This window comes from Streptomyces sp. NPDC089919 (assembly GCF_040684615.1).
GTDB lineage: Bacteria > Actinomycetota > Actinomycetes > Streptomycetales > Streptomycetaceae > Streptomyces.
This window is the reverse complement of record NZ_JBFBGK010000001.1, coordinates 1-23,294: the sequence shown is the minus strand read 5'-3', so window position 1 is coordinate 23,294 and position 23,294 is coordinate 1. Positions and strand designations below refer to the sequence as shown.

Sequence of the window (23,294 nt, the reverse complement as noted above, 5' to 3'; positions counted from 1 at the left end):
GGCGCTGTCCCCGCGGGAGCCACCCGCGAGGACGGCGCCGGTGCGCTTTTTGAGGGAACCGCTACAGTTCGGCCACATCGGCGCGGGCACCGGTCCGCCGGCCGCGGTCCCCAGGGAGCGAGAACCCCATGCAGATCCCCCACGACACACGTAAGGCACTCGATGTCGTCGTCGATCTGGTGAACACCTCCCCCGAGCCCGGGGAGCCCGACGCCCTGTCGGACGTGGCGGCGCTGCGCGCCTTCGTGCGGCAGCACGACATCAGCGACGTCGGCGACCTCGGCGCCCGCGACCTGGCCGGGGTGCGGACCGTGCGCGGGCGCTTCGCCCAGGTCTTCGGTGCCGAGTCGGCCCGGATCGCCGCCGGAGTGATCAACGACCTGGTCGCGGCGGCGGGCACCACGCCCCGGCTGACCGACCACGACGGCTACGACTGGCACGTGCACTACTTCGCCCCCGGCGCCTCCGTCGGGGACCACATCGCGGCGGACTGCGGGATGGCGCTGGCCTTCATCGTGGTCTCCGGCGAGCGGGAGCGGCTGCGCCGCTGCGAGGCGCCGGACTGCCGGCGGGCCTTCGTGGACCTCTCCCGCAACCGCTCGCGCCGCTACTGCGACAGCCGCACCTGCGGCAACCGGCTGCACGTGGCCGCGTACCGGGCGCGCCGCAAGGAAGCCGCCGAGTAGCCGCCCGCCGGCCCCTTCAGAGCAGGAAGAGGTCGTGCGTGGCAGCGAGCAGCAGCAGGGTGCCGATCACCGTCAGGAAGATCATCAACGGCGGCTGGGAGAGCGCGAAGAGGCAGCCGCGCTGCTGGTCCTCGTCAACCGGGACCGGGATGGCGGGCTCGCCCCGCGAAGTGTCGGGCATCTCGGGCGAATGATGGCGCAGCCCACCACCCACCCGTGACCAACACGCCCGCTTTCAGGCGGGAGTTCGTCATATTCCGTGCTTCTTCAGAATCGCTTCGATGTCGGAGAAGTCATCCGCCGGGGTGGCCGGGGCGGGGCGGGGGGTGGCGGCCGGGGTGGAGGCGGCGGGGGCGACGGCTGCGGGGGTGGTGGGTTTGCGGGAGCGGGTGCGCGGGGCGGCTTCGACGGCCGGGTCGGCGGCGGGGCGGCCGCGGCGTTCTATCGCGCGGGTCGTCATGAAGAGCAGCCAGGCCAGGCCGAGGACGCCGAAGCCGATCCAGACGGTCGGCTTGAAAACGATCCCCGCGAGCCAGTCGACCACGCCGGTCATCACCAGGCCGAGCGGGACCAGGGCGTAGGCCGCGATGCGGGTGGCCGCGAGGAACCGCTTGCGGTAGGCGGTCAGCGCGGCGATGCCCAGGCCGGCCGCGGACACCGCGGAACAGATGGTCTCGGCGAGCATGGCGGGCCTCCAGGTCTGTCTGCGTGCGCGGCACCGCCGGGGGCGGTGCCCGTCCTTCCATCCTGCACCGTTGATGTCCGCCCGGGCCACGCGCGAAGCCCCCGGGGGGCCGATCTCCGGGACATCTCGGGGGTCGTCTCCTCCTCGGGAGGGGTCTGGGAGACTGGGCGCATGAACGAATCCCAGCCTTCCGGCGCCGTCGACCCCGTCGTTCTCGACGTCTGGTGCGATCTCCAGTGCCCCGACTGCCACGCCGCCCTGGAGGACGTGCGCGCGCTGCGGGCCCGGTACGGCGACCGGATGGACATCCGGCTGCGCCACTTCCCCCTGGAGAAGCACAAGCACGCCTTCGCCGCCGCGCAGGCCGCCGAGGAGGCCGCGGAGCAGGGGCTCGGCTGGCCGTACGCCGAGGCGGTGCTCGCCGGGACGGCGGAGCTGGGCGCCCGCGGCGAGGCCTTCCTGCTGGCGACGGCGAAGGAACTGGGCCTGGACGCCGAGGAGTTCGACACCGCGCTGATCGACGGCCGGCACATCCTGATCGTGGACGCGGACCAGGCCGAGGGCAAGGCCATCGGCGTCACCGGCACGCCGACGTACGTGATCGACGGCGAGCGCCTGGACGGCGGCAAGAGCCAGGACGGCCTGCGCGCCCGGATCGAGGAGATCGCCGACCGCCTGCTGGGCGCGTGAGCCGCGGCTAGGGCCTGTCTTTCGGATCAGGTCGGATCAGCCCGAGGCGCGGTGCCAGGCGCCTCAGGCCGGGCATGATCCGGAAGACAGGCCCTAGATCAGTTCCTTCTTGAAGTTGTGGCGGACGGTGCGGTAGCCGAGGGACCGGTAGAGCCGCACCGCCGGGGTGTTGTCCGTGTAGACCTGGAGCCCCAGCAGCCGTGACCGGCCGGCCAGCGCGGCGCGCTCCGCGAGGAGCATCACCGCGCGGCCGTGGCCCCGGCCGCGGTGTTCCTCGGCGACCGCCACGTCGTACACGTAGGACGTGGCGCCGCCGGGCATCGTGACGCCGGTGCGGACCCAGACGTGCGCCACGGCCTCGCCGGCGACCTCCAGGACCGTGAAGGAGGTGTCGGGGGTGTCCAGCCCCTGCGGCAGGGCCGTGGCGTGATCGGCCCGGGACCGGGCCAGCGCCTGCTCGGCGGTGAGCCCGCCGGCCGTGCAGAAGTCCGCGTACGACCCGACGGCCCCGGCGAGCCAGGTGTCGTACTCCCCCGCCGTCATGGGGCGCCCGGTGGCGCCCTCGGGCAGCTCGGGTGCGCCGGCCGGCAGGCGTTTGACCATGTTGTGGCTGTACTCGGTGTAGCCGAGGGCGGCGGCCATCCGCAGCGCCTCGGCGGCCCCGGTGTCCACGGCCGCGCGTATCGTGCGGCAGCGCCAGCCGCGCAGGACCTCCTCGGCGGCCAGGGCGGCGACCGTGCCGCGGCCGCGCCGCCGGTCGGGGCGCTCGATCCACAGGCCGCGGATCACGCCGACGGCCGCCCCGCCGGGTGTCTCGGTGGCCAGTTCGACCCGGCCCACGGGGCGGCTGTTGACCCGGACCTCGTACGCGCGGACCCGGGAGCCGTCCGCGTTCTCCTGGAGCGGCCCGGACGGCCGCAGGGTGGTGGTCATCACTGGTGTTCTACCCGCCCCGCGGCCGCCCGTCATCAGGTTTGGGGCGGTCCCGGGGCCTCAGCGCGGGTCGGCGTCCTGGGCGGCCCGCTCGTCGAAGATCCGCATGGCCTTGGCCGTGACCGGGCCGGGGGCGGCCAGCTCGCGGCCGTCGACCCGGTGCACGCCCTGGACGTCGCGCAGGGTGGAGGTCAGGAAGACCTCCTCGGCGTGCTCCAGTACGTCCAGGGGCAGATCGGTCTCGCGGGCGCCGGCCCATTCGGCGACCAGGGCGCGGGTGACGCCCGCCAGGCAGCCGGAGGGCACGGGCGGGGTGTGCAGCTCGCCGTCGAGGACCACGAAGACGTTGGAGCCGGTGCCCTCGCAGAGCTGTCCGACGGTGTTGGCGAACAGCGCCTCGGACGCTCCGGCGGCGTGCGCGCGGGCGAGGGCGACGACGTTCTCCGCGTAGGAGGTGGTCTTCAGGCCGGTCAGGGCGCTGCGTTCGTTGCGGACCCAGGGGACCGTGATCACGGCGGTGGTGTCCGGGCGGCGGCTGGTGGCGCCGAGGGCGACGACCAGGGTGGGGCCGGTCTCGCCGCGGTCGGAGCCGAGCGGGGAGACGCCGCCGGTGTAGGTGATGCGCAGCCGGCCGAGCGGCATCGGGTTGGCCGCCAGTACCTCGGCGCAGGCGCGGCGGACCTCGTCGAGGTCGGGGTCGGGCAGGCCCAGACCGCGCGCGGAGCGGGTCATGCGGTCCAGGTGGCGGGTGAGCGCGAAGGGCCTGCCGTCCACCGCCTTGATGGTCTCGAAGATGCCGTCACCCACGGTCAGTCCGTGATCGAGCACGGACACCCGTGCGCTCTCGGCCTCCCGCAGCTCTCCGTCGAGCCAGATCCTCACCGTACGGTCCCTCCACTCCCTTGGTAGGTACCCGACGCTACCGCGAGCAGCCGGGCGGCCTTCAGCTCGGTCTCCGCCCATTCGCGGTCGGGGTCGGAGCCCCAGGTGATGCCGGCGCCGGTGCCGAAGCGCAGGACGGGCCCGCCGGGGGCGGTGCGGTCGGTCCAGAAGGTGCGGATGCCGACGGCCAGCTCGCCGGTGCGGCGGTCGGCGTCGACCCAGCCGACGCCGCCGCAGTAGGGGCCCCGGGGGGCGGTCTCCAGGGCGTCGATGATCCGCAGGGCGGCGGACTTGGGGGCGCCGGTGACGGAGCCGGGCGGGAAGGCGGCGGCCAGCAGCTCGGGCCAGCCGGCGCCGTCGGCGAGTTCGCCGCGGACGGTGGAGACGAGGTGGACCAGCCCCGGGTGCTCCTCGACGGCGCACAGCTCGGGGACGGTGACGCTGCCGGTGGCGCAGACCCGGCCGAGGTCGTTGCGGACCAGGTCGACGATCATCACGTTCTCGGCGTGGTCCTTGGGCAGCAGGTCGGCGGCGGTGCGGCCGGTGCCCTTGATGGGGCCCGACTCGACGGTGCGGCCGGTGCGGCGCAGGAAGAGCTCCGGGGAGGCGGTGGCGATCTCCACGCCGTGGGCGGGCAGCCGGATCGTTCCTGCGAAGGGGGCGGGGTTGCCGCGGGCCAGCAGGGCGGTCAGGGCGTCCACGTCGGCCCCGGCCGGCGCGGGCAGCGGCGCGGAGAGCACCCGGCAGAGGTTGGCCTGGTAGACGCCGCCGCGGGCGATCTCGGCCCGGATGGCGCGGACCCCGGCCAGGTATCCGGCCCGGTCCAGGGAGGAGGTCCAGTCGTCGGGGTCGGGGCCCCGCCAGGCGCCCGGGGCGGGGGCGGGGACCGGGTCGGGGCGGACGTCCCCGAAGCGCGCACACACGAGACGGCCCTCGAAGTCCGCCGAGACGGCCCAGAAGCCGGCCGAGTCCAGCGCGGCCGGGTCACCGGTCACATCCCGCAGGTCGGTCGCGAGCAGGCCGCCGAAGCGGGCCAGCGGTGGCAGGTGCTGCACGGCCTCGAGTCTAGGGCCGCGGGCCCGGCCGCGCCGGTGGGCCGGGGGCCGCGGGGGCCGGGCCGGGCGTCGCCGGGGCGGCCGTGCGGTGGCCTGCTGTGAACGGACGGCAGCACGCTGCACAAACGCGTTTTTGAGCTGGCCCGGGAATCCGCTAGAGTTCAACACGTCGCCGGGGAGCGAAGGAAAAAACCCCGGAAGCAACACCGGCGACCTGCGGACGTGGCTCAGTTGGTAGAGCATCACCTTGCCAAGGTGAGGGTCGCGAGTTCGAATCTCGTCGTCCGCTCGAATGTGGGGGATCTTCCCGACCCCTCGCAAACACTCCTGGTGGAGTGGCCGAGAGGCGAGGCAACGGCCTGCAAAGCCGTCTACACGGGTTCAAATCCCGTCTCCACCTCCAAGGACGATTAGCTCAGCGGGAGAGCGCTTCCCTGACACGGAAGAGGTCACTGGTTCAATCCCAGTATCGTCCACTTGATCCGCAAGGATCCCCGCGCGATTAGCTCAGCGGGAGAGCGCTTCCCTGACACGGAAGAGGTCACTGGTTCAATCCCAGTATCGCGCACGCAGCACCGCACGACCTGCGGCTCCGCTCCGGCGGAGGATGGTCCCCGCGCGATTAGCTCAGCGGGAGAGCGCTTCCCTGACACGGAAGAGGTCACTGGTTCAATCCCAGTATCGCGCACCACCGGAAAGCCCCGGCCGATCGATTCGGCCGGGGCTTTCGCGTTGCCGGGCGCTCTCGGCGCGGGCGGCGGCGGTGCGTCGTCGGGAGCATCGTCGGGAGTGCGGTGGCGGGGCCCGGACGGCAGCGGGCGGCGCCCGGTGGACGCCGCCCGGAGTGCCCGGTGCCTCAGGAGGAGAACAGCAGACGGCCGAAGCCGCCCTTGTGGTGGCCGTGGTGGCCGCCGTGGTGACCACCGTGGTGGCCGCCGTGGTGCTGGGGAGCGCCCCAGGCGGGCGCCTGGCCGGCCGGGTAGGCCGGCGGCGCGGGCGGCGGCGGGACCTGCCCGTACTGCGACTCCAGGCGGGTCAGGGCCTCGAGCTCGCCGTAGTCCAGGAATATGCCGCGGCAACCGCTGCACTGCTCGATCTGGATCCCGTTGCGGTTGTAGGTGTGCATCATCGCGTGGCACTTCGGGCACTGCATGATCGGCTCAACTCCTCGCCGTCGGACGTCGTCCCCGGAATGCTGCCCGGCGACGTGAGCCTCACCCTACGACGGAAGTACGGACTCCAAGTCAGGCGGGAGTGTGGCGATTCGGGTACAACCGTCGGCCATCATCCGCTCCACCTCGTCGAGTCCGCGGTCCTCGGCCACGGACTTGGCGATGGCCAGGGCGGCGGTCTGGACGGTCAGCGCGCGGGCGGCGACGTCCAGTTCCGGCCAGGGGTCGGTGCCGGGCGGACCGGCCGCTGGGCCCCCGGCGTCGCGGTAGGCGGTGAGGAAGCGGTCCCAGACCTCGGGGTCGAGCAGGCCGGCCGCGTACCAGGCGGCGGGCCGGGCCAGGTCCCAGGCGGGATGCCCCAGGCCCAGGTCGTCCACGTCGATCAGGAGCCAGGGTCCGTCCGGGGCGGGGTGGCGCACCAACTGGCCCAGGTGCAGGTCGCCGTGGCAGACGGTGGCCGAGGGCGGGGCGGGGGTCTCGCCCCGGGCCCAGGCGGGCAGCCGGGCGGCGGCGGCGAGGACCGCGGCGGATTCGGGGCGGGGCCCGGCGGCGGCCATCCGGGACAGTGCCCGGGCCACCTTCGCGGGGCCCCTCATGGGCGGCAGCGGTTCGGGCAGGGCGGCGGCCGGCAGCCGGTGCAGCCGGGCCAGCAGCCGGGCCGCGTCCTCCCAGGGCGCGGCCTCGGGGGCGGCGGGGTCGACGGGGGTGCCGTGCGGCCAGGCGGAGACGGCGCGGCCGCGCAGCAGGGTGGTGAGGGCCCCTCCCGCGTCGCCCGGTCCGGGCAGGACGGCCAGCGGCGGCAGGAGGATGCCGGCCAGGGCCGGGGAGCCGGCCAGCCGGATCCGGACGGCCAGCTCGCCCTGGTCGGTGCCGGGGGCGTGGGCCTTGACGACGACACCGCCGGTGCGCACGACGGTGCCGTCCGGGCGGTCGGCGAGGAGGGTGTGCTGGCGGGGTACGCCGCGCCGGCCGAGCGGGGCGGCCCCGGTGACGAGTGCGGCCAGTTCCGCCGCGAAGCGCGCGTTCACGCTGCCCCCCAAGTCCAGGCGGTCCTGCGCCGCAGCCAGGATCGTACGCTCCGCCGGGGCTCGAACCCACATCCCGGTCGGCTGCCGCGCCGGACCCCAGCCACGTGGCGGACACCGGGCGGCTGCCGGCTGACACGAAAAGGGACGCGAAGAGGGATGCGAGAAGGGACGCGGAAAGGGTGCTGCCCGCGCGGCCTCGTGACCGCAGGGGCAGCACCCTTTTCACTGCCGTCCGCCGCACCCCCGTCCCCACGGGGCTGACGGGCTCGATGTCCCGGTCCGGGCCGCTCTCCCGGACCCGGGGCGCCGCTCAGCGCCCCAGCATCACGCCCACGGACGACGCTTGGGTCACCACCGAGTCCCAGCCGCCGAAGAGCACGACCAGGAGGGTGGCCAGGGGGAGCACCATGGCCGCGGCCACCAGCGGGTGGCGCGGCCCGGCGGGCTTGCGCGCCTGGCTGCGGAGGTACGTACGACCTGCCGTGAACGCCATGATCCTCTCCCTGTAAGTCGGCAGCGGCGGGGATCCGACCTCGGGGGACGAGTGATTCGCCCGCCGCTTGATTTCAAGACTAGGAGCGTGCGGGGTGTGAGTCCTCATGCCTTCGTACCCATTCCCCGGCCTACGGGAGGATGACGGTCCTCCCCCTCACGTACTCCCCTGGGTGGAGACGGTCCCTCGCGCGTGGGGGTCTTCCCGGAAGGGTCGGGCGGATCGGCCGATTACACCTCGGAGTCGAGTGACTTCGATCACTTCCGGCGGGCCCCGGTCCGTCGCCGGTCCGGCCCGCCGTCGCGCCCGGGTGGGCGCCGGTACATGTCTATGCCCGTGGGCTCGCGCGCCCCTCGACCCCTGGCTCCGCGGGCCTCGAGGGCCAATCCCCCATGACTACAGGGAATTTGATCGCCATCCCAGCGAGTACGAGTGTTCGACGAGCGGTTCCTGACCGACCCTCAAGTGGCCCTCGCCGTACTGACAATCGAATCCCCGGACGAGGGCGCGGCCTCTGAGCACACGTGGCGGATCCTCCGTAAGCTGTGCCACGTCAACAGGACGACCGGGCAGCGGGGTGGACATGGCGATGATGCGGCTCCGGCGCGAGGACCCGCGTGTCGTCGGCTCGTTCAGGCTGCACCGCCGGCTCGGTGCGGGCGGCATGGGCGTGGTCTACCTGGGCTCGGACCGGCGCGGTCAGCGCGTGGCGCTCAAGGTGATCCGGCCGGACCTCGCGGAGGACCAGGAGTTCCGCTCGCGGTTCGCCCGGGAGGTCTCCGCGGCGCGCCGGATCAGGGGCGGCTGCACGGCCCGGCTGGTGGCCGCGGACCTGGAGGCCGAGCGCCCGTGGTTCGCCACCCAGTACGTCCCCGGCCCCTCGCTGCACGACAAGGTCAACGAGGGCGGCCCGCTGACGGCCGCGCAGATCGCCGCGGTGGGCGCCGCCCTCTCGGAGGGCCTGGTGGCGGTGCACGAGGCGGGGGTGGTCCACCGGGACCTCAAGCCCTCGAACATCCTGCTCTCCCCCAAGGGCCCGCGGATCATCGACTTCGGGATCGCCTGGGCCACCGGCGCCAGCACCCTCACCCACGTGGGCACCGCCGTGGGCTCCCCCGGCTTCCTCGCCCCCGAGCAGGTGCGCGGGGCGGCGGTCACCCCCGCCACCGACGTGTTCGCGCTCGGGGCCACGCTGGCCTACGCGGCGACCGCCGACTCGCCCTTCGGGCACGGCAGTTCCGAGGTGATGCTCTACCGCGTGGTGCACGAGGAGCCGCAGCTGTACGGCGTGCCGGACGCGCTGGCCCCGCTGATCCGGGCCTGCCTGGCCAAGGACCCGGAGGACCGGCCCAGCACGCTCCAGCTGTCGATGCGGCTCAAGGAGATCGCGGCCCGGGAGGCCCAGGGGCTGCCCGAGGCGCGGCCGCCGGCCCCGCGCGGCCAGCAGCAGGACCGGCCCAGCGGCCGGCTCGCCGAGGAGTACGCCCGCCAGCGCACGGAGCGGCGGGCGGCCGAGGGCACCGGCTCGCGGCCGCAGCAGGGCGGGCCCCGGGGCACCCGGTCCGCGACCGGGCCGCACGCCGCGGGACCGCGCACCCCGGCCCGGCCCTCGGGTGCGGAGGCGCCCCGGACGGGTCCGCGCACGGGCGCGCGCACGGACGGCCGTCAGGTCCGCGCCACCTCGGGCGGGCGCCGGCCGGCCGGTCCGGACCGCCGGCTGCTGCGGCAGCGCCTGATCGTGTTCGTGGTGGTCACGCTGATCGTGGCGCTGGGGATCGCGGCGGCCCAGAAGTTCTAGGCCGCCGCTCCCGCGGGGTCCCTGGTCAGGCCTGGGGGCGGCCGGTGGCGACCGCGTAGAAGGCGACGGCCGCGGCCGCGCCGACGTTCAGCGAGTCCACGCCGTGGGCCATCGGGATCCGCACCCATTCGTCGGCGGCGACCAGCGCCTGGGTGGAGAGCCCGTCGCCCTCGGCGCCGAGCATCAGGGCGACCCGGTCCAGGGTGTGCGGGGCCGCGTCGTCGATGGCGGAGGCCTTCTCGTGCGGGGTGAGCGCGAGCAGCTTGAAGCCGGCCTCGCGGACCCGCTCCAGCCCCTTGGGCCAGGACTCCAGCCGGGCGTAGGGCACCGAGAAGACGGCGCCCATGGAGACCTTCACCGAGCGCCGGTAGAGCGGGTCGGCGCAGTCCGGCGAGAGCAGCACGGCGTCCATGCCCAGGGCCGCGGCGCTGCGGAAGATAGCGCCGATGTTGGTGTGGTCGTTGACCGACTCCATGATCACCACGCGGCGGGCGGTGGCGAGCAGTTCGTCGGCGGTGGGCAGCGGCTTGCGCTGCATGGAGGCGAGCGCGCCGCGGTGCACGTGGTAGCCGGTGACGCGCTCGGCGAGCTCCGGGCTCACGGCGTACACCGGGGCCGGGAGCTCGTCGATGACGTCGCGCATGACGTCCACCCACTTGGCGGAGAGCAGCATCGAGCGCATCTCGTACCCGGCGTCCTTGGCCCGTCTGATGACCTTCTCGCCCTCGGCGATGAAGAGGCCTTCGGCGGGCTCCCGCTTGCGCCGGAGTTCGACGTCGGTCAGGCCCGTGTAGTCGCGCAGGCGCGGGTCGTCGGGGTCTTCGACGGTGATGAGATCAGCCACAGGGTGATACTGCCTTGTCCTGGGTGTGGTGCCAACGGCCGGGTACGAGATCCGTTACCCGCGGTTACGCGGGCACGGGGGCGGGTGGGGGTCAGCCGGTGATCGGCGGGACGGTCACGCCGACCACGTCGCCGATGACGATGACGGCGGGCGGGCGGACCTCCTGGGCCCGGACGGTCTCGCCGACCGTGGCCAGGGTGGCGTCCACCCGGCGCTGGGTGGCGGTGGTGCCCTCCTGGACGACCGCGACCGGGGTGCCGGGGTCCTTGCCGTGGCCGATCAGGGCGGCGGCGATGGCGCCGATCTTGTCCACGCCCATCAGGATCACCAGCGTGCCGGTGAGCTTGGCCAACGAGGCCCAGTCGACCAGCGAGCGCGGGTCCTCGGGGGCGACGTGGCCGCTGACGACGGTGAACTCGTGGGCCACGCCCCGGTGGGTGACCGGGATGCCGGCCGCGGAGGGCACCGAGATGGAGCTGGAGATGCCGGGGACGACCGTGCAGGGGATGCCGGCCTCGGCGAGCGCCTGGGCCTCCTCCATGCCGCGGCCGAAGACGTACGGGTCGCCGCCCTTGAGGCGGACCACCGACTTGCCGGCCCTGGCGTGCTCGATCAGGGCGTTGTTGATGGCCTCCTGGGCCATGAAGCGGCCGTACGGGATCTTCGCCGCGTCGATCACCTCGACGTGCGGGGGCAGCTCGTCGAGCAGGTCCCGGGGGCCCAGGCGGTCGGCGATGACCACGTCGGCCTCGGCGAGCAGCCTCCGGCCGCGGACCGTGATCAGGTCCGGGTCGCCGGGGCCGCCGCCGACCAGGGCCACGCCGGGGGACTTGGCCGGGCGGCGGTGGGCGGGCGAGGCGAGGGTGCCCTCGCGCAGGCCCTCGACGATGGCGTCGCGGACGGCGGCGGAGCGGCGCGGGTCGTTGCCGGTCAGCACGGCGACCGTGACGCCCTCGCTGCGGCCGGTGGCCGGGGTCCAGGCGGTCGCGGCGTCGGCGTCGTCGCTGCGCACGCACCAGACCCGCTCGCGCTCGGCCTCGGCGGAGGCGCGGTCGTTGGCCTCCCGGTCGCGGGTGGCGATCAGGGCGTACCAGGCGTCCTTGAGGTCGCCGTCCTGGTAGCGGCGGCGCTCCCAGCGGATCTCGCCGGTCTCGGCCATCACGTCGACCGAGGGGGTGGCGGAGGGGGAGATCAGCACCACGTCGGCGCCGGCCGCGACGAGGGCGGGCAGACGGCGCTGGGCGACCTGGCCGCCGCCGATGACGACGACGCGGCGGCCGGTGAGGCGCAGGCCGACGGGGTACGCGGGATGTGCTGCCATGGCGGTGCGGCTCCTGGGGCGGCGATGCGGGGTGCCGCTGCGGCGCTGGAGCGGCGGTTCCTGATGTCGTGCAGGTCTGTTCTTGCAGGTCCACGATACGGCGGCCGTCGTATCCCGCTGCGCCGGGGCTGCGCCGCGGGGCGGGTGCGGGGGCCGTCGTCCGGGTGTGCCGCAGCCCAGGCCGGAAGGGGCCTGGGCTGTGGCGGGGCCGGGGTTACTTCTCGGTGACGCCGGCGGAGTCGAAGGTGGCGACCTCGTGCATGGCACGGGCGGCGCTCTGGACCAGCGGGAGGGCCAGCAGGGCGCCGGTGCCCTCGCCGAGGCGGAGGTCCAGGTCGACCAGCGGGCGCAGGCCCAGCTTGTTGAGGGCCGCGACGTGGCCGGGCTCCGCGCTGCGGTGACCGGCGATGCAGGCCGCCAGCGCCTCGGGGGCGATGGCGCGGGCCACCAGGGCCGCGGCCCCGGCGCTGACCCCGTCCAGGATCACCGGGGTGCGCAGCGAGGCCCCGCCCAGCACCAGGCCGACGATGGCGGCGTGCTCGAGCCCGCCGATGGCGGCGAGGACGCCGACCGGGTCGGCCGGGTCCGGCTGGTGCAGCTCGATGGCCCGGCGCACGACCTCGGTCTTGCGGGCCAGCGTCTCGTCGTTGATGCCGGTGCCGCGGCCGGTCACCTCGGCCGGGTCGGCCCCGGTGAAGACGGAGATCAGCGCCGCCGAGGCGGTGGTGTTGGCGATGCCCATCTCGCCGGTGAGCAGCGCCTTGTTGCCGGCCGCGACCAGGTCGCGGGCGGTCTCGATGCCCACCTCGATGGCCGCGACGGCCTCCTCGCGGGTCATCGCCGGGCCGGTGGCCAGGTCGGCGGTGCCGGGCCGGACCTTGCGCGGCAGCAGGCCGGGGGTGGCCGGCAGCTCGCTGGCCACGCCGACGTCGATCACGCAGACCTCGGCGCCGACCTGGTTGGCGAAGGCGTTGCAGACCGCGCCGCCGCCGAGGAAGTTGGCGACCATCTGCCCGGTCACCTCCTGCGGCCAGGGGGTGACGCCCTGGGCGTGCACGCCGTGGTCGCCCGCGAAGATCGCGACGGCCGCGGGCTCCGGGATCGGCGGCGGGCACATCCGGGACAGCCCGGAGAGCTGCGCGGAGATGATCTCCAGCATGCCGAGGGCGCCGGCCGGCTTGGTCATCCGCTTCTGGCGGTCCCAGGCCTCGCCGAGTGCCTTGGCGTCCAGCGGGCGGATGTTGGCGACCGTCTCGGAGAGCAGGTCGTGCGGCTCCTCGCCGGGCAGCGCGCGGCGGCCGTAGGTCTCCTCGTGGACCACCCACGACAGCGGGCGGCGCTTGGACCAGCCGGCCTGCAGCAGCTCGGGCTCGTCCGGGAACTCGTCGACGTAGCCGACGCAGAGGTAGGCGACGACTTCGAGGTGCTCGGGCAGGCCGAGGGCGCGGACCATCTCGCGCTCGTCGAAGAAGCTGACCCAGCCGACGCCCAGGCCCTCGGCGCGGGCGGCGAGCCAGAGGTTCTCCACCGCGAGGGCGGAGGAGTAGGGCGCCATCTGCGGCTGGGTGTGGCGGCCGAGGGTGTGCCGGCCGCCGCGGGTGGGGTCGGCGGTGACGACGATGTTCACCGGGGTGTCGAGGATGGCCTCGATCTTCAGTTCCTTGAACTGCTTGGCGCGGCCCTTGGGGAGCGACTTGGCGTAGGCCTCGCGCTGCCGGGTGGCCAGTTCGTGCATGGCGCGGCGGGTCTCCGCGGAGCGGATGACGACGAAGTCCCAGGGCTGGGAGTGGCCGACGCTGGGGGCGGTGTGGGCCGCTTCCAGGACGCGCAGCAGCACCTCGTGCGGGATGGGGTCGGTGCGGAAGCCGTTGCGGATGTCGCGGCGCTCGCGCATGACGCGCAGCACGGCCTCGCGCTCGGCGTCGGCGTAGCCGGGGGCCGGCGCGGGGCGCTCGGCCTCGGCGACGGCTTCGGCGGCCGGGTCCTGGGCGTCGGCGGGCGCCTCGGCCTCGGGCTGGTCCGCTTCGGACTCTTCCGGGGCCGCGACGACGGGCTCGACGACGGGCTCGGCGGCGGGGGCCTCGGGGGCGACCGGCTCGGCGGCCGGGGTCTCGGCCACCGGGGTCTCGACCGGCGCCTCGGCGCCGGGTGCCTCGGCGACCGGGGCGGCCACCGGCTCGGCGGCGACGGGCTCCGAGGGGGCCGCGTCCGCCGGCAGCGGCTCGGCGGCGTCGGCGTCCACGGCCGGGGCGGCGGACTCCGGGGCCACCGGGGCGACGGGCTCGGCCACGACGGCGGGAGCGGCCGGGGCGGCCTCGGCGGCCTCGGCGGGCTCGACGGCGGCCGGCGCGGGCTGCTGCGGCTCGTCGGCGGGCTGCTGCGCGGGGATCTGCGCCACCGGTACGGGCGCCTCGGCCGGGGCCTCGGCCGCCACGGGGGCGACGGGCTCCACGGCGACGGCGGCAGGGGCGACGGGCTCGGCGGCGGCCGGCTCGGCGGCGCCGGAGACCAGGACGTCCGCGAGGACCATGCCGGCCGGGGCCGGCGGGGCGGCCGGGGGCTCCGCCGCCAGGGCGACGGGCGGCGCGGCCTGCTCGGCCACCGGCGGGACCGGCTCGGCGGCCGCCGGCTCGGCCGGCGGCTGCTCGGCCGGGACGGGGCCGGCGGGGGCGGCTGCCTCGCCGGGCAGCTGGGCGGCCGGCTCGGGGACGACCGTTTCTGCGGGGACACCGGGGACACCGGGGACACCGGGGACGCCAGGGGCGGCCGGTGCGACCGGGGCCACGGGGACCTCAGGGGCCACCGGGGCGGCCTCGGGGGTCGCGGCCTCCGGGACGGGGACGGCCGCCGGCTCGGCGGCGGGTACCGGCTCGGCAGCGGCGGCCGGAGCCGGCTGCTGCGGGTCGGCGCCCCACGGGGCACCGGCCTGCGCCGGGATCTCGCCGTAGTGCGGGCCGGGCAGGCCGACGTGCTCGGTGCGCGGCACGTCGAGGTATTCGGGGCCGCTGGTGGGCGGGCCGGCCTGGCGCAGCGGGACGGGCGCGGGCTGCGCGGCGGCGGCCACCGGCACGGGCTGCGGCGCGGCGGCCGGGGCCTCGGCGGTGACGGCCGGCGCGGCCGGTCCCCGGTCGGCGAGGGAGCGTACGACTCCCCCGGTGGCGTCCGGCACGGGCGGGCCCATGTGCAGCGGGCGGCGGGCCGGCGGCGGGGTGGCGGCGGCCTGCTGGGCGCGCACGGCGCCGAGGTCCACGGCGCCGGAGTCACGGCCGCCGGCCTCGTGGGAGCCGACCTCGTAGGCGCCGGAGTCGTGGCCGGGGGCCTCGAAGATGCCGGCGGGCGCGGCGTCGAAGGGGCCCGGGGCGGCCGGGGCCTCGAAGGCGCCGGGTTCGAAGGTGCCGGTGGCGAAGGCGTCCGGGGCGAAGGTCTCGGGCGCGAACGGGTTCGGCGGGACCACCTGCGGGTCGCTCCAGCTGGTGCCCGGGCCGCTGGGCATCAGCAGCAGTTCCTCGTCGTCGGCGCCGTCGTCGGCCGGGTCGAGGTAGGTGTACGCCCCCGGGGCCCCGGGAGCCGTCGGCCCCGGGTCCGCGGCGGGGATGCCGCCCTGCTGATCCACCATGCCCGCGTCTTCCGGGAAACCCTCGCCCGGAACCTGGCCGGTGTCAGTCATGCGTACCCCTCGCCCATCGGTTGTGCTTCGTTCGGCAGCTCGCCGGGCGCCCGCTCGCGGCACCCCCGGCGCCCGTATGAAGAACGAGCGGGTGGGCCGTGCGGCACGAACGCCCGCCGACAACAAGCATTGTCGCGTCCGTTCGCGGCCATGGCAGCCAATACGGCCATGGCCCGCTGTGGACTGCGCCACGTCGCGCGTCCTACCGGTCCCGCCGCACTGCAAAAGGCGCCCGACCCGGGCGCCTTGTCCGGACCGGGCCGGGCACCGCCGCCGGCGTCCTGCCTGGCGGAGCGTGCCCGCGCGGTGCCGGTGCGGTACGACGATCGGCCAGCCTACCCCCCGTGTTCGGGCGGGCGGATCACGGGGCGCGGTCGAGGCGTTCGGCGGAGAGGAGGAAGACGACGGAGCGCTCGCTCTCCTCCCAGGTGCGGGGATCGAGGCCGAGGGTCTGGAGCAGGGCGCACTCCACGGCGTAGCCGCTCTCGGTCAGGACGCGGCCCAGCGCCTCGGCCTCGTCGCGGGTGGCGGCGTGGCTGACGATGCGTTCGGGGCGCCGGTCGGCGCAGGCGGAGACCACCTCGGCGCCGCCGCCGCCGATGCGGACCACGTCCGGTTCGGGGAGGGCTTCGAGGACGTGCGGGGCGCGGCCGTGGACGACCTGGAGTTGTACGCCTCGCTTGCGGGCGGCGGCCGTTACGTGTTCGCAGGCGCGCGGGTCGGTGTCGATGGCGATGACGGCGGCGCCGAAGGCGGCGGCGTCCAGGGCGAGGGCGCCGGTGCCGGTGCCGATGTCCCAGACGAGGTCGCCGGTGCGGGGGCCGAGGCGGGCGAGCTGGGCGGCGCGCAGCTGGGCGCCGGCGCCCTCGGTGGCGCCTTCCTCGGTGCGGGCCCAGCCGCGGTCGCGGACGGCGCCGGGGTGGCTGCCGGCGAGCCAGCCGCTGTCGTGGCCCTCGGTGGTGCCGCCGCCTCCGATGACGATGACGACGTTGGGGTCGCGCCAGGCGTGGTCGGCGGCCTTGTCGGAGGTGAGGACGGTGACCTGTTCGTTGTCGGTGCCCAGTTCCTCGCAGATGACGAAGGTGCGGTGGACGCCTTCGAGGAGGAGGGCGAGCTCGGCGGGGCCGGCGCCCGGGGAGGTGAGGACGGCGACCTTGGGGTGGGCCCGGCAGACGTTCACGGCGCGGCGCAGGGTGCGGGGGTGGGCGACCACGATGCGGGCGTCGTCCCAGGGCATGCCGGCGCGGGCGAAGGCGGCCGCGACGGCGGAGACGGCGGGGACCACCTCGACCTCGAGGCCGTGCTCGGGGGCGCGCAGGGTGCGGACCACGCCGAAGAAGCCGGGGTCGCCGTCGGCGAGGACCACGGCGGTGCCGCGGTGGCCGGCGATCCGGCGGGCGGCGAGGCCGATGCTGCCGAGGCGGATGCGCTCGGCGTCCGGGGGGATCTCGGGGAGCGCCAGGTGGTGGGCGGCGCCGGCCACGAGGGTGGCGGCACTGAGCGCGGACCTCGCGGCCGCGGTGAGGGGCGAGCCGTCCCAGCCGATCACCGTGACCCGGTCGGCCATCTGCGTCAGTCTCCTTCGGGGTCCATTGGTCCATACCGCGCGGGCACCGTGAGACTACCCGGTCACGGGCGGGGGCGGGTCAGTTCCAGTCGGCGTGGGCGGCGTACCCGCCGGCCTCGGCGAGCTGGTCGTCGAGCCCGTCGAGGTCTTCGGGGAGCAGGCTCCAGACGATCAGGTCGGTGCGGGTCTCGGCCCAGCCGCCGTCGGGCGTCTGGCTCCGGACTATCCAGGCGTTGCGCAGGACGCCTTCGCTGATGCAACCGATCTTCTGGGCGACCTGCTGGGAGGCGGTGTTGTCGGCGGCGGTGCGCAGTTCGAGCCGTTCGAAGCGCTGGTCGTGGAAGAGCCACTGGGCGACGGCGTGGACGGACTCGCTGGCGTAGCCCTCGCCGCGGGCCCAGGGGGCGGTGACGTAGCCGACCTCGGCGCTGCGGCAGCGCCAGTTGGTGTTCTGCAGGTGGACCACGCCGACCAGGCGCTGGGTCAGGAACTCGGTGACGGCCAGGGCGATGCCGCGGCCTTCGGTGCGCTCGGCGGGGGCCTGGTGGCGGACCCACCGGCGGGCGTCGGCCACGGTGTAGGGGTGCGGTACCGAGGTCCAGGCGGTGACCAGCTCGTCGTTCATCATCTCGGCCAGTGCCATGACGTCCGCCTCCTCGAAGGGGCGCATCACCAGCCGGTCGGTGCTGATGGTGACGTCCGGGAAGGTGGTAGTCATGCGCAGCTCCATGCCAGGGACCGGTGGTCGGGCCGTATTCGGGCCGTTGGGCGGCCGGTTGGGGCCTCCTTGGCACAGCATGCAGCATCGGCCCGGGGATGCGCATGGCCGGGCCCCGCACCCCCCTGCTCGGGGGTGCGGGGCCCGGTGGGACGCGGGTCAGCCCTTGGTCGGGGCGCCGAAGGCCGGGATGACCGAGCCGTCGTACTTGTCCTCGATGAACTTCTTGACCTCGGGCGAGTTCAGGAGCTTGGCCAGCTTCTGGATGCGCGGGTCGTTCTCGTTGCCCTTCTTGACCGCCAGGATGTTGGCGTAGGGGTTGTTCTCGCCCTTCTCCAGCACCAGGGCGTCCTTGGCGGGCTTGAGGTCGGCCTCCAGGGCGTAGTTGCCGTTGATGACGGCGGCGTCCACGTCGGTGAGGGCGCGCGGCACGCTGGCGGCCTCGAGCTCCTTGAACTTCAGGCCCTTGGCGTCCTTGACGTCGGCGAGGGTGGCGGCGACGCCGACGCCGTCCTTGAGGACGATGACGCCGTTGTCGGCGAGCAGGTGGAGCGCGCGGCCCTCGTTGGTGGGGTCGTTGGGGAGCGCGACGGTGCTGCCGGAGGTCAGCTCGGTGAGGGCCTTGTGCTTCTTGGAGTAGAGGCCCAGGGGCTCCAGGTGCACGTTGACGACCGGGACGACGTCGGTGCCGTTCTTCTTGTTGAAGTCGTCGAGGTAGGGGACGTGCTGGAAGTAGTTCGCGTCGATCTGGCCGTCCTGGGTGGCCTTGTTCGGCAGGACGTAGTCGGTGAACTCCTTGACCTGGAGCTTGAGGCCGGCCTTCTGGGCCAGGTTGTCCTTGACGAAGTTCAGGATGTCGGCGTGCGGCGAGGGGGAGGCGCCGACGACGAGGGCGGCGTCGGTGTCGGGCTTGCCGCCGTCCTTCTTGGCCGCCGGGTCGGAGGAGGAGCCGCAGGCGGTCAGGGCCAGGGCGAGGGCGGAGGTGGCCGCAACGGCCGCGGTGATCTTGATGTTCTTGCGCACGACAAGTGCCTCTTTCTAGGTGGTGCCTGGATGTCGCCCGAGCACAAAGAGTGCGGGCTGGTGGGACGGAAGTCTGTTAGGCGGTGCGGCCGCGGCGGGCCAGCAGCCGGACGGCGGTGTCGCCGATCAGCTGGATGACGGTGACCAGCAGGATCAGCACGACGACGGTGACGACCATGAAGCCGCTCTCGAAGCGCTGGTAGCCGTAGGTGATGGCCTTGCTGCCCAGGCCCTCGCCGCCGACCGCGCCGGCCAGCGAGGAGTAGCCGATGAGGACGATGACGGTGGTGGTGACCGCGGAGACCAGCGAGGGCAGGGCCTGCGGCAGGTAGACCTTCCCCACGATGGTGGGGATGCCGCCGCCCATCGCCTGGGCGGCCTCGACCAGACCGCCGTCCACCTCTCGGACGGCCGTCTCGACGAGCCGGGCGAAGAAGGGGATGGCGCCGATGGAGAGCGGCACGATCATGGCGGTGGGACCGATGTAGGTCGGGGTGCCGGTGACCAGGCCGATGATCCAGGTGGTGGTCGGGATCAGGGCGATCAGCAGGATGATGAAGGGCATCGACCGGCCGATGTTCACGATCACGCCGACGATCTTGTTGATCGGGCGGTTCTGCAGCAGGCCGCCCTTGTCGGTGAGGACCAGGAGGATGCCCAGCGGGAGTCCGCCGAGGACGGTGACCGCGGTGGCCCAGAGCACCATGTAGAGGGTGTCGTAGGTGCCCTGGGTCAGCAGGGGCTGCATTTCGGACCAGGTCACTGGGCACCGTCCTTGATCAGTTCGGCCTCGTCGACGGCCTCGGCGGCGCTCTGGTCCTCGTCCACCACGTCGACCTGGAGGCCCTGTTCGCGCAGGAAGCCGACCGGGACGACGTTGTCCTCGTAGCGGCCGGGCAGCTCGATGCGCATCCGGCCGACCTGGCGCCCGCCGACGGTGTCCATGGCGGCGCCGAGGATCGAGATGTCGATGTTGTACGTGCGGGAGAGCTGGGAGATGACCGGCTGGGTGGCGGCGTCTCCGTGGAAGGTCACGTCCACCACGGTCCGGTCCGGGCCGGAGGCGGTGCCGCTGACCGGGAAGAGCTCGGCGGCGAGTTCGGAGCCGGGGGTGGCCAGCAGCTCGGCGACGGTGCCGGACTCGACGATCCGGCCCTTCTGCATGAGCGCGGCCGAGTCGCAGACGGTCTTGACAACGTCCATCTCGTGCGTGATCAGCAGGACGGTGAGGCCGAGCTGCCGGTTGAGGTCGCGCAGGAGCTGGAGGATCGAGCGGGTGGTCTCGGGGTCCAGGGCGCTGGTGGCCTCGTCGGAGAGAAGCACCTTGGGGTCGCCGGCCAGGGCGCGGGCGATGCCGACACGCTGCTTCTGGCCGCCGGAGAGCTGGCCCGGGTAGGCCTTGGCCTTGTCGGCGAGGCCGACGAGGTCGAGGAGTTCGAGTGCCTTGCGGGTCCGCTCGCGGCCGGAGACGCCGAGGATTTCCAGGGGCAGTTCGACGTTGGCGGCGACGGTCCGCGAGGACAGCAGGTTGAAGTGCTGGAAGACCATGCCGATGCGGCTGCGGGCCTCGCGGAGCTCCTTGCCGGCGCGGCGGCTGTTGCCGGCCAGCGCGGTGAGGTCGACGCCGTCCACGGTGACGGTGCCGGAGGTGGGGCGCTCGAGCAGGTTGACGCAGCGGATCAGGGAGGACTTGCCGGCGCCGCTCTGGCCGATGACTCCGTAGATCTCGCCCTCGCGGACGTGCAGGTCGACGCCGTCCAGGGCGGTGACCTCGCGGCCACGGGACTGGTAGACCTTCGTGAGGCCCGATGTGGTGATCACAGGATTTCCGTCGCTGTCGAGTGCGCGGCGGGGGTGGTGCCGGGCACGGGGCAAACATCTGTGGACGCGATGCGGGTCGGAACCGGGACGAACCGGAAACGGACGCGTGCGCGGGGCGGCGCGGTCCAGCGGGTGGACGGGCGGCGCCGGGGTCTCGCTTCGGGGCGCGAGGCGCGGGAAAGGGGCCCTCAGAAGGCGCACATTCGACACATACAACGAGCACCGGGCGTCATCATCGCCTCGGTCGCAAGGGTGCGGCTGCTCGTCGTGGTCATGGGCCCCAGTAAAGCAGAGCGTCCGCCCTGGCCATCAATATTGTCCGAATAGCGGACAGATTTCTGCCGCATACCGGACGGGAGGGGCCCTTTCAGCGCCCCGCCCCGACCTCCAGCACACCGGCCTTGACCTGCACGGACACGGCCGAAAGATCCGGTACGACCAGATCCGCGACCAGCTCTTCGGCGGGGTGGGTTGTGGTCAAGGCCACGGTCCGCATACCGGCGGCGCGACCGGCCGCCAGCCCGGCCGGCGCGTCCTCGAAGACCACGCAGTCGGCCGGTGCCACCCCCAGCCGCCGGGCGGCGAGCAGGAAGGGCTCCGGGTCGGGCTTGCCGCGGGTGATGTCCTCGGCCGCGACCAGCTCGGGCACGGCCAGGCCCGCCTCGCGCAGCCGGGCCTCGGCCAGCGGCCGGGTGGCCGAGGTGACCACGGCCCAGCTGCCGGCCGGCAGGGCGGCGAGCAGGTCCTTCGTGCCGGGCAGCAGTTCCACTCCCCCGGCCACGTCCGCCGCCTCCAGCTCGTGGATCCGGGCCAGCGCCGCCGGGACCCGGGCCGCCGGCAGCAGGTCGGCGACGATCTCGGCGGCCGGCCGGCCGTGCAGGGCGACCCGGGCGAAGTCGGCGGCGCCGAGCCCTTCCTCGGCGGCCCAGCGGCGCCAGCAGCGGTCCACGGAGGCCATGGAGGAGACGAGGGTGCCGTCGTTGTCGAAGAGCAGGGCGCGTGCGGTGAAGGTCATCCCTCAAGGGAACCCCGCACCGGGGGGCCCGCGCATCGGGCCGTTGGACCCGTAATACCCTCGCTGCATGCTCGATGCCCTCACCCTCACCCTCGGCGCGGCCGCACTGGCGCTCGCCGCGTGGTGCGGTTTCGCCGCCTACCGGGACCAGTCCACGAAGGACTGGCACTTCATCGGGATGGCCGTGGTGACCGTGCTGGCACTGGCCCAGCTGGTGGTGGGCATCGTCTTCCTGGTCCGCGGGGAGCAGCCGGACGACGGCAAGGTCATCTTCGTGTCGTACCTGCTCGGCGCCCTGGCCGCGATCCCGGCGGCCGGTCTCCTGTCGCTGACCGAGCGCACGAAGTGGGGCTCGGTGACGGTCGCTGCGGCCGCGGTGGTCCTCACCGTGCTGGAAGTACGGCTCACCGACATCTGGGGAGGCTTCAGTGCCTGAGTCCACCAAGGCGCCCACGGCGCAGCAGACGTCCGGCCGGGGCGGCAAGCGGCTGGTGTCGGGCCCCGGCCTGGTGCTGGTCTGGGTCTACGGCGTGATGGTGGTGGGCGCGGTCTCCCGCTCGCTGTACCAGATCTCCACCGAGTTCGACCGGGCCCCGCTGGCCTACTCGCTGTCGGCGGTGGCGGCGCTGGTCTACGCCTTCATCACGTACTCGTTGGTGAGGGGCGGGGAGAAGGCCCGCCGGGCGGCGCTCTTCTGCTGCGCGGGCGAGCTGGCCGGCGTGCTGGTGGTGGGCGCCTGGACGCTGGCCCGCCCCTCGGCCTTCCCCGACGCGACCGTGTGGTCGGACTTCGGGATGGGCTACCTCTTCATCCCCGTGATCCTTCCGATCACCGGCATGCTCTGGCTGCGCGCCAAGCGCTGACCGGCTCCGGGCCACACGCGCGAGGACCGGGTGCCGCGGCACCCGGTCCTCGCGCACATCGGGGGAGGCGGCGCTCAGGCGCTGACCGTGAAGGCGTCCGCCGACAGGCCCGCGTCCTTCTCCAGGACGAGCAGGCGCACCCCGTCCTCGCCGGTGCGGTCGCCCACCTGCTCGTAGCCGGCCCGCCGGTACAGGCGGAGGTTGCCCTCGCTGCGGTGGCCGGTGAACAGCTGGAAGCGGGCCGTCCCGCCGCGGCCGGCCAGGCCCTCCTCCACCGCGCGCAGCAGCCGGGCGCCGAGCCCGTGCCCCTGCATCCGGGGGTGCACGCAGAGCTTGCCGATCCGGGCCGTGCCGTCCTCGCCGGTCACCCCGCGGACCGCGCCGACCACCTCGTCGCCGAGCCGGGCCACCAGCACGCAGTCCGCGGCGAGTTCCGCCTTGACGGAGTCCAGGGACTGCACGAGCGGGCCGATGCGGTAGTTGCCGTACAGCTCGGCCTCGCTCTGGAAGCACAGGTACTGCAGTCTGAAGATCTGCTCGGCGTCCTCTGCAGTCGCCGCAGAGATGGTCACGCTCATGCCCATGTGCGCATGCCTCCCGCTCACCTGGTGGCCCGTTGGTCTACCGCTCCTTTCCCCGCAGGCCAGGAGCCGCAACCTCTGCAGCGAGCATTCTGCGCAGACATCCCAGGCAACGGGAACGAACCGGCCCAAGACTTCCTTGTGAGATACCCAACTCGCCTGCGATTTCCCGGTAGGTGAGGTCCCTGGGCGACAGGAGTGCCCGTAACAGCTCGGGGCAGCGTCCCGGCAGTCGGGCGACGGCCGACCGGAGGACCCGCTGCGCCTCGTCGTCCAGCGCGGCCGCCTCCGGCCCCCCGCTCTCGCCGCCCGCGGGCTGGGCCGCGTACGGCACCTCGCGCAGGGCGCGGCGGCGGGCCGCGCCACGTCGTCTTCGCCGCCGGCTTCCCCGCCGTGTGCGCCGAGGAGTTCGAGGCGGTGCGCCAGGTGGCGGCGGAGGCCGAGGGAGCGGT

Annotated in this window: 24 protein-coding genes and 5 tRNA genes; 10 read left to right on the top strand and 19 right to left on the bottom strand. The window is 74.3% G+C overall.

Features of this window, described 5'->3' with window-relative positions; all coding sequences use genetic code 11:
* Nucleotides 1-128: 128 nt before the first annotated feature.
* Complete coding sequence (locus AB0O40_RS00145) at nt 129-686, top strand: CGNR zinc finger domain-containing protein (protein ID WP_365033969.1); 558 nt, start codon at nt 129-131, stop codon at nt 684-686.
* Between the two features lie 16 nt (nt 687-702).
* On the opposite strand, the gene AB0O40_RS00140 is transcribed toward AB0O40_RS00145, so the two are convergent.
* A complete protein-coding gene (locus tag AB0O40_RS00140; protein WP_365033967.1) occupies nt 703-867 on the bottom strand; it encodes a hypothetical protein in 165 nt (54 codons plus the stop codon).
* 69 nt (nt 868-936) lie between these two features.
* Nucleotides 937-1,371, bottom strand: a complete 435-nt coding sequence (locus AB0O40_RS00135; protein WP_365033965.1) for a hypothetical protein — start codon at nt 1,369-1,371, stop codon at nt 937-939.
* A gap of 171 nt (nt 1,372-1,542) precedes the next feature.
* Here AB0O40_RS00135 and AB0O40_RS00130 point away from each other — a divergent pair, with 171 nt between their 5' ends.
* On the top strand, nt 1,543-2,061 hold the full coding sequence (locus AB0O40_RS00130) for a DsbA family protein (protein ID WP_365033963.1): 519 nt from the start codon (nt 1,543-1,545) through the stop codon (nt 2,059-2,061).
* Between the two features lie 93 nt (nt 2,062-2,154).
* On the opposite strand, the gene AB0O40_RS00125 is transcribed toward AB0O40_RS00130, so the two are convergent.
* The 3 genes from AB0O40_RS00125 to AB0O40_RS00115 are packed head-to-tail and all read right to left on the bottom strand — an operon-like array spanning nt 2,155 to nt 4,931.
* On the bottom strand, nt 2,155-2,994 hold the full coding sequence (locus tag AB0O40_RS00125; RefSeq protein WP_365033962.1) for a GNAT family N-acetyltransferase: 840 nt from the start codon (nt 2,992-2,994) through the stop codon (nt 2,155-2,157).
* A 60-nt stretch (nt 2,995-3,054) separates the two neighbouring features.
* Nucleotides 3,055-3,876: an aminodeoxychorismate lyase gene (locus AB0O40_RS00120; RefSeq protein ID WP_365033960.1), complete on the bottom strand. Its 822-nt coding sequence runs from the start codon at nt 3,874-3,876 to the stop codon at nt 3,055-3,057.
* A complete protein-coding gene (locus AB0O40_RS00115; RefSeq protein ID WP_365033958.1) occupies nt 3,873-4,931 on the bottom strand; it encodes a chorismate-binding protein in 1,059 nt (352 codons plus the stop codon). Before AB0O40_RS00115 ends, AB0O40_RS00120 begins: the two co-directional genes overlap by 4 nt.
* Nucleotides 4,932-5,147: 216 nt before the next feature.
* Between AB0O40_RS00115 and AB0O40_RS00110 the strand changes: the two genes are divergently transcribed.
* The 5 genes from AB0O40_RS00110 (at nt 5,148) to AB0O40_RS00090 (ending at nt 5,622) form a co-directional block, all read left to right on the top strand.
* Nucleotides 5,148-5,220: transfer RNA gene (locus tag AB0O40_RS00110), tRNA-Gly, on the top strand.
* A 40-nt stretch (nt 5,221-5,260) separates the two neighbouring features.
* Nucleotides 5,261-5,334 (top strand) — tRNA-Cys (locus tag AB0O40_RS00105).
* 1 nt (nt 5,335) lies between these two features.
* Nucleotides 5,336-5,407: transfer RNA gene (locus AB0O40_RS00100), tRNA-Val, on the top strand.
* Between the two features lie 20 nt (nt 5,408-5,427).
* Nucleotides 5,428-5,499, top strand: a tRNA-Val gene (locus AB0O40_RS00095).
* Nucleotides 5,500-5,547: 48 nt separating this feature from the next.
* Nucleotides 5,548-5,622, top strand: a tRNA-Val gene (locus AB0O40_RS00090).
* 165 nt (nt 5,623-5,787) lie between these two features.
* On the opposite strand, the gene AB0O40_RS00085 is transcribed toward AB0O40_RS00090, so the two are convergent.
* The 3 genes from AB0O40_RS00085 to AB0O40_RS00075 form a co-directional block, all read right to left on the bottom strand.
* Complete coding sequence (locus AB0O40_RS00085) at nt 5,788-6,084, bottom strand: zf-TFIIB domain-containing protein (protein ID WP_365033956.1); 297 nt, start codon at nt 6,082-6,084, stop codon at nt 5,788-5,790.
* Between the two features lie 66 nt (nt 6,085-6,150).
* A complete protein-coding gene (locus AB0O40_RS00080; protein ID WP_365033954.1) occupies nt 6,151-7,131 on the bottom strand; it encodes a phosphotransferase in 981 nt (326 codons plus the stop codon).
* 310 nt (nt 7,132-7,441) lie between these two features.
* A complete protein-coding gene (locus AB0O40_RS00075; RefSeq protein WP_365033952.1) occupies nt 7,442-7,624 on the bottom strand; it encodes a hypothetical protein in 183 nt (60 codons plus the stop codon).
* Between the two features lie 583 nt (nt 7,625-8,207).
* On the opposite strand from AB0O40_RS00075, the gene AB0O40_RS00070 reads away from it, so the two are divergent.
* Entirely contained in the window at nt 8,208-9,422 is a 1,215-nt protein-coding gene (locus AB0O40_RS00070; RefSeq protein WP_365033950.1) for a protein kinase, read from the top strand.
* Nucleotides 9,423-9,447: 25 nt separating this feature from the next.
* On the opposite strand, the gene AB0O40_RS00065 is transcribed toward AB0O40_RS00070, so the two are convergent.
* The 9 genes from AB0O40_RS00065 to AB0O40_RS00025 all read right to left on the bottom strand — a co-directional run bounded on the left by AB0O40_RS00065 (nt 9,448) and on the right by AB0O40_RS00025 (nt 21,398).
* Nucleotides 9,448-10,266, bottom strand: coding sequence for an RNA methyltransferase (locus tag AB0O40_RS00065; RefSeq protein ID WP_365033948.1), 819 nt, complete (start codon nt 10,264-10,266; stop codon nt 9,448-9,450).
* A gap of 91 nt (nt 10,267-10,357) precedes the next feature.
* Nucleotides 10,358-11,587, bottom strand: coding sequence for a uroporphyrinogen-III C-methyltransferase (gene cobA / locus AB0O40_RS00060; RefSeq protein ID WP_365033947.1), 1,230 nt, complete (start codon nt 11,585-11,587; stop codon nt 10,358-10,360).
* Nucleotides 11,588-11,801: 214 nt separating this feature from the next.
* Entirely contained in the window at nt 11,802-15,254 is a 3,453-nt protein-coding gene (cobT, locus tag AB0O40_RS00055; RefSeq protein WP_365033945.1) for a nicotinate-nucleotide--dimethylbenzimidazole phosphoribosyltransferase, read from the bottom strand.
* A gap of 361 nt (nt 15,255-15,615) precedes the next feature.
* On the bottom strand, nt 15,616-16,821 hold the full coding sequence (gene cbiE, locus AB0O40_RS00050) for a precorrin-6y C5,15-methyltransferase (decarboxylating) subunit CbiE (protein WP_365033943.1): 1,206 nt from the start codon (nt 16,819-16,821) through the stop codon (nt 15,616-15,618).
* Between the two features lie 79 nt (nt 16,822-16,900).
* The gene (locus tag AB0O40_RS00045) at nt 16,901-17,539 is read right to left on the bottom strand and encodes a GNAT family N-acetyltransferase (RefSeq protein ID WP_365033941.1); all 639 of its coding nucleotides are present in this window, start codon (nt 17,537-17,539) and stop codon (nt 16,901-16,903) included.
* Between the two features lie 159 nt (nt 17,540-17,698).
* Entirely contained in the window at nt 17,699-18,562 is an 864-nt protein-coding gene (locus AB0O40_RS00040; protein ID WP_365033939.1) for a MetQ/NlpA family ABC transporter substrate-binding protein, read from the bottom strand.
* Nucleotides 18,563-18,638: 76 nt separating this feature from the next.
* A complete protein-coding gene (locus tag AB0O40_RS00035; RefSeq protein ID WP_365033937.1) occupies nt 18,639-19,325 on the bottom strand; it encodes a methionine ABC transporter permease in 687 nt (228 codons plus the stop codon).
* Nucleotides 19,322-20,383, bottom strand: a complete 1,062-nt coding sequence (locus AB0O40_RS00030; RefSeq protein WP_365033935.1) for an ATP-binding cassette domain-containing protein — start codon at nt 20,381-20,383, stop codon at nt 19,322-19,324. The genes AB0O40_RS00035 and AB0O40_RS00030 overlap by 4 nt, the downstream gene beginning before the upstream one ends.
* A gap of 367 nt (nt 20,384-20,750) precedes the next feature.
* Nucleotides 20,751-21,398, bottom strand: coding sequence for an HAD-IA family hydrolase (locus AB0O40_RS00025; protein WP_365033933.1), 648 nt, complete (start codon nt 21,396-21,398; stop codon nt 20,751-20,753).
* Nucleotides 21,399-21,465: 67 nt separating this feature from the next.
* Here AB0O40_RS00025 and AB0O40_RS00020 point away from each other — a divergent pair, with 67 nt between their 5' ends.
* Nucleotides 21,466-21,834, top strand: a complete 369-nt coding sequence (locus AB0O40_RS00020; protein WP_365033931.1) for a hypothetical protein — start codon at nt 21,466-21,468, stop codon at nt 21,832-21,834.
* Nucleotides 21,827-22,261 carry a hypothetical protein gene (locus AB0O40_RS00015; protein WP_365033929.1) on the top strand — a complete coding sequence of 145 codons (435 nt, stop codon included), beginning with the start codon at nt 21,827-21,829 and terminating at the stop codon, nt 22,259-22,261. The genes AB0O40_RS00020 and AB0O40_RS00015 overlap by 8 nt, the downstream gene beginning before the upstream one ends.
* Before the next feature lie 74 nt (nt 22,262-22,335).
* Here the strand turns inward: AB0O40_RS00015 and AB0O40_RS00010 are convergent, their stop codons facing one another.
* On the bottom strand, nt 22,336-22,845 hold the full coding sequence (locus tag AB0O40_RS00010) for a GNAT family N-acetyltransferase (RefSeq protein WP_365033928.1): 510 nt from the start codon (nt 22,843-22,845) through the stop codon (nt 22,336-22,338).
* A 37-nt stretch (nt 22,846-22,882) separates the two neighbouring features.
* Nucleotides 22,883-23,294, bottom strand: a 412-nt coding sequence (locus tag AB0O40_RS00005; RefSeq protein ID WP_365033926.1) for a sigma-70 family RNA polymerase sigma factor, incomplete at its 5' end; no start/stop codon positions are given.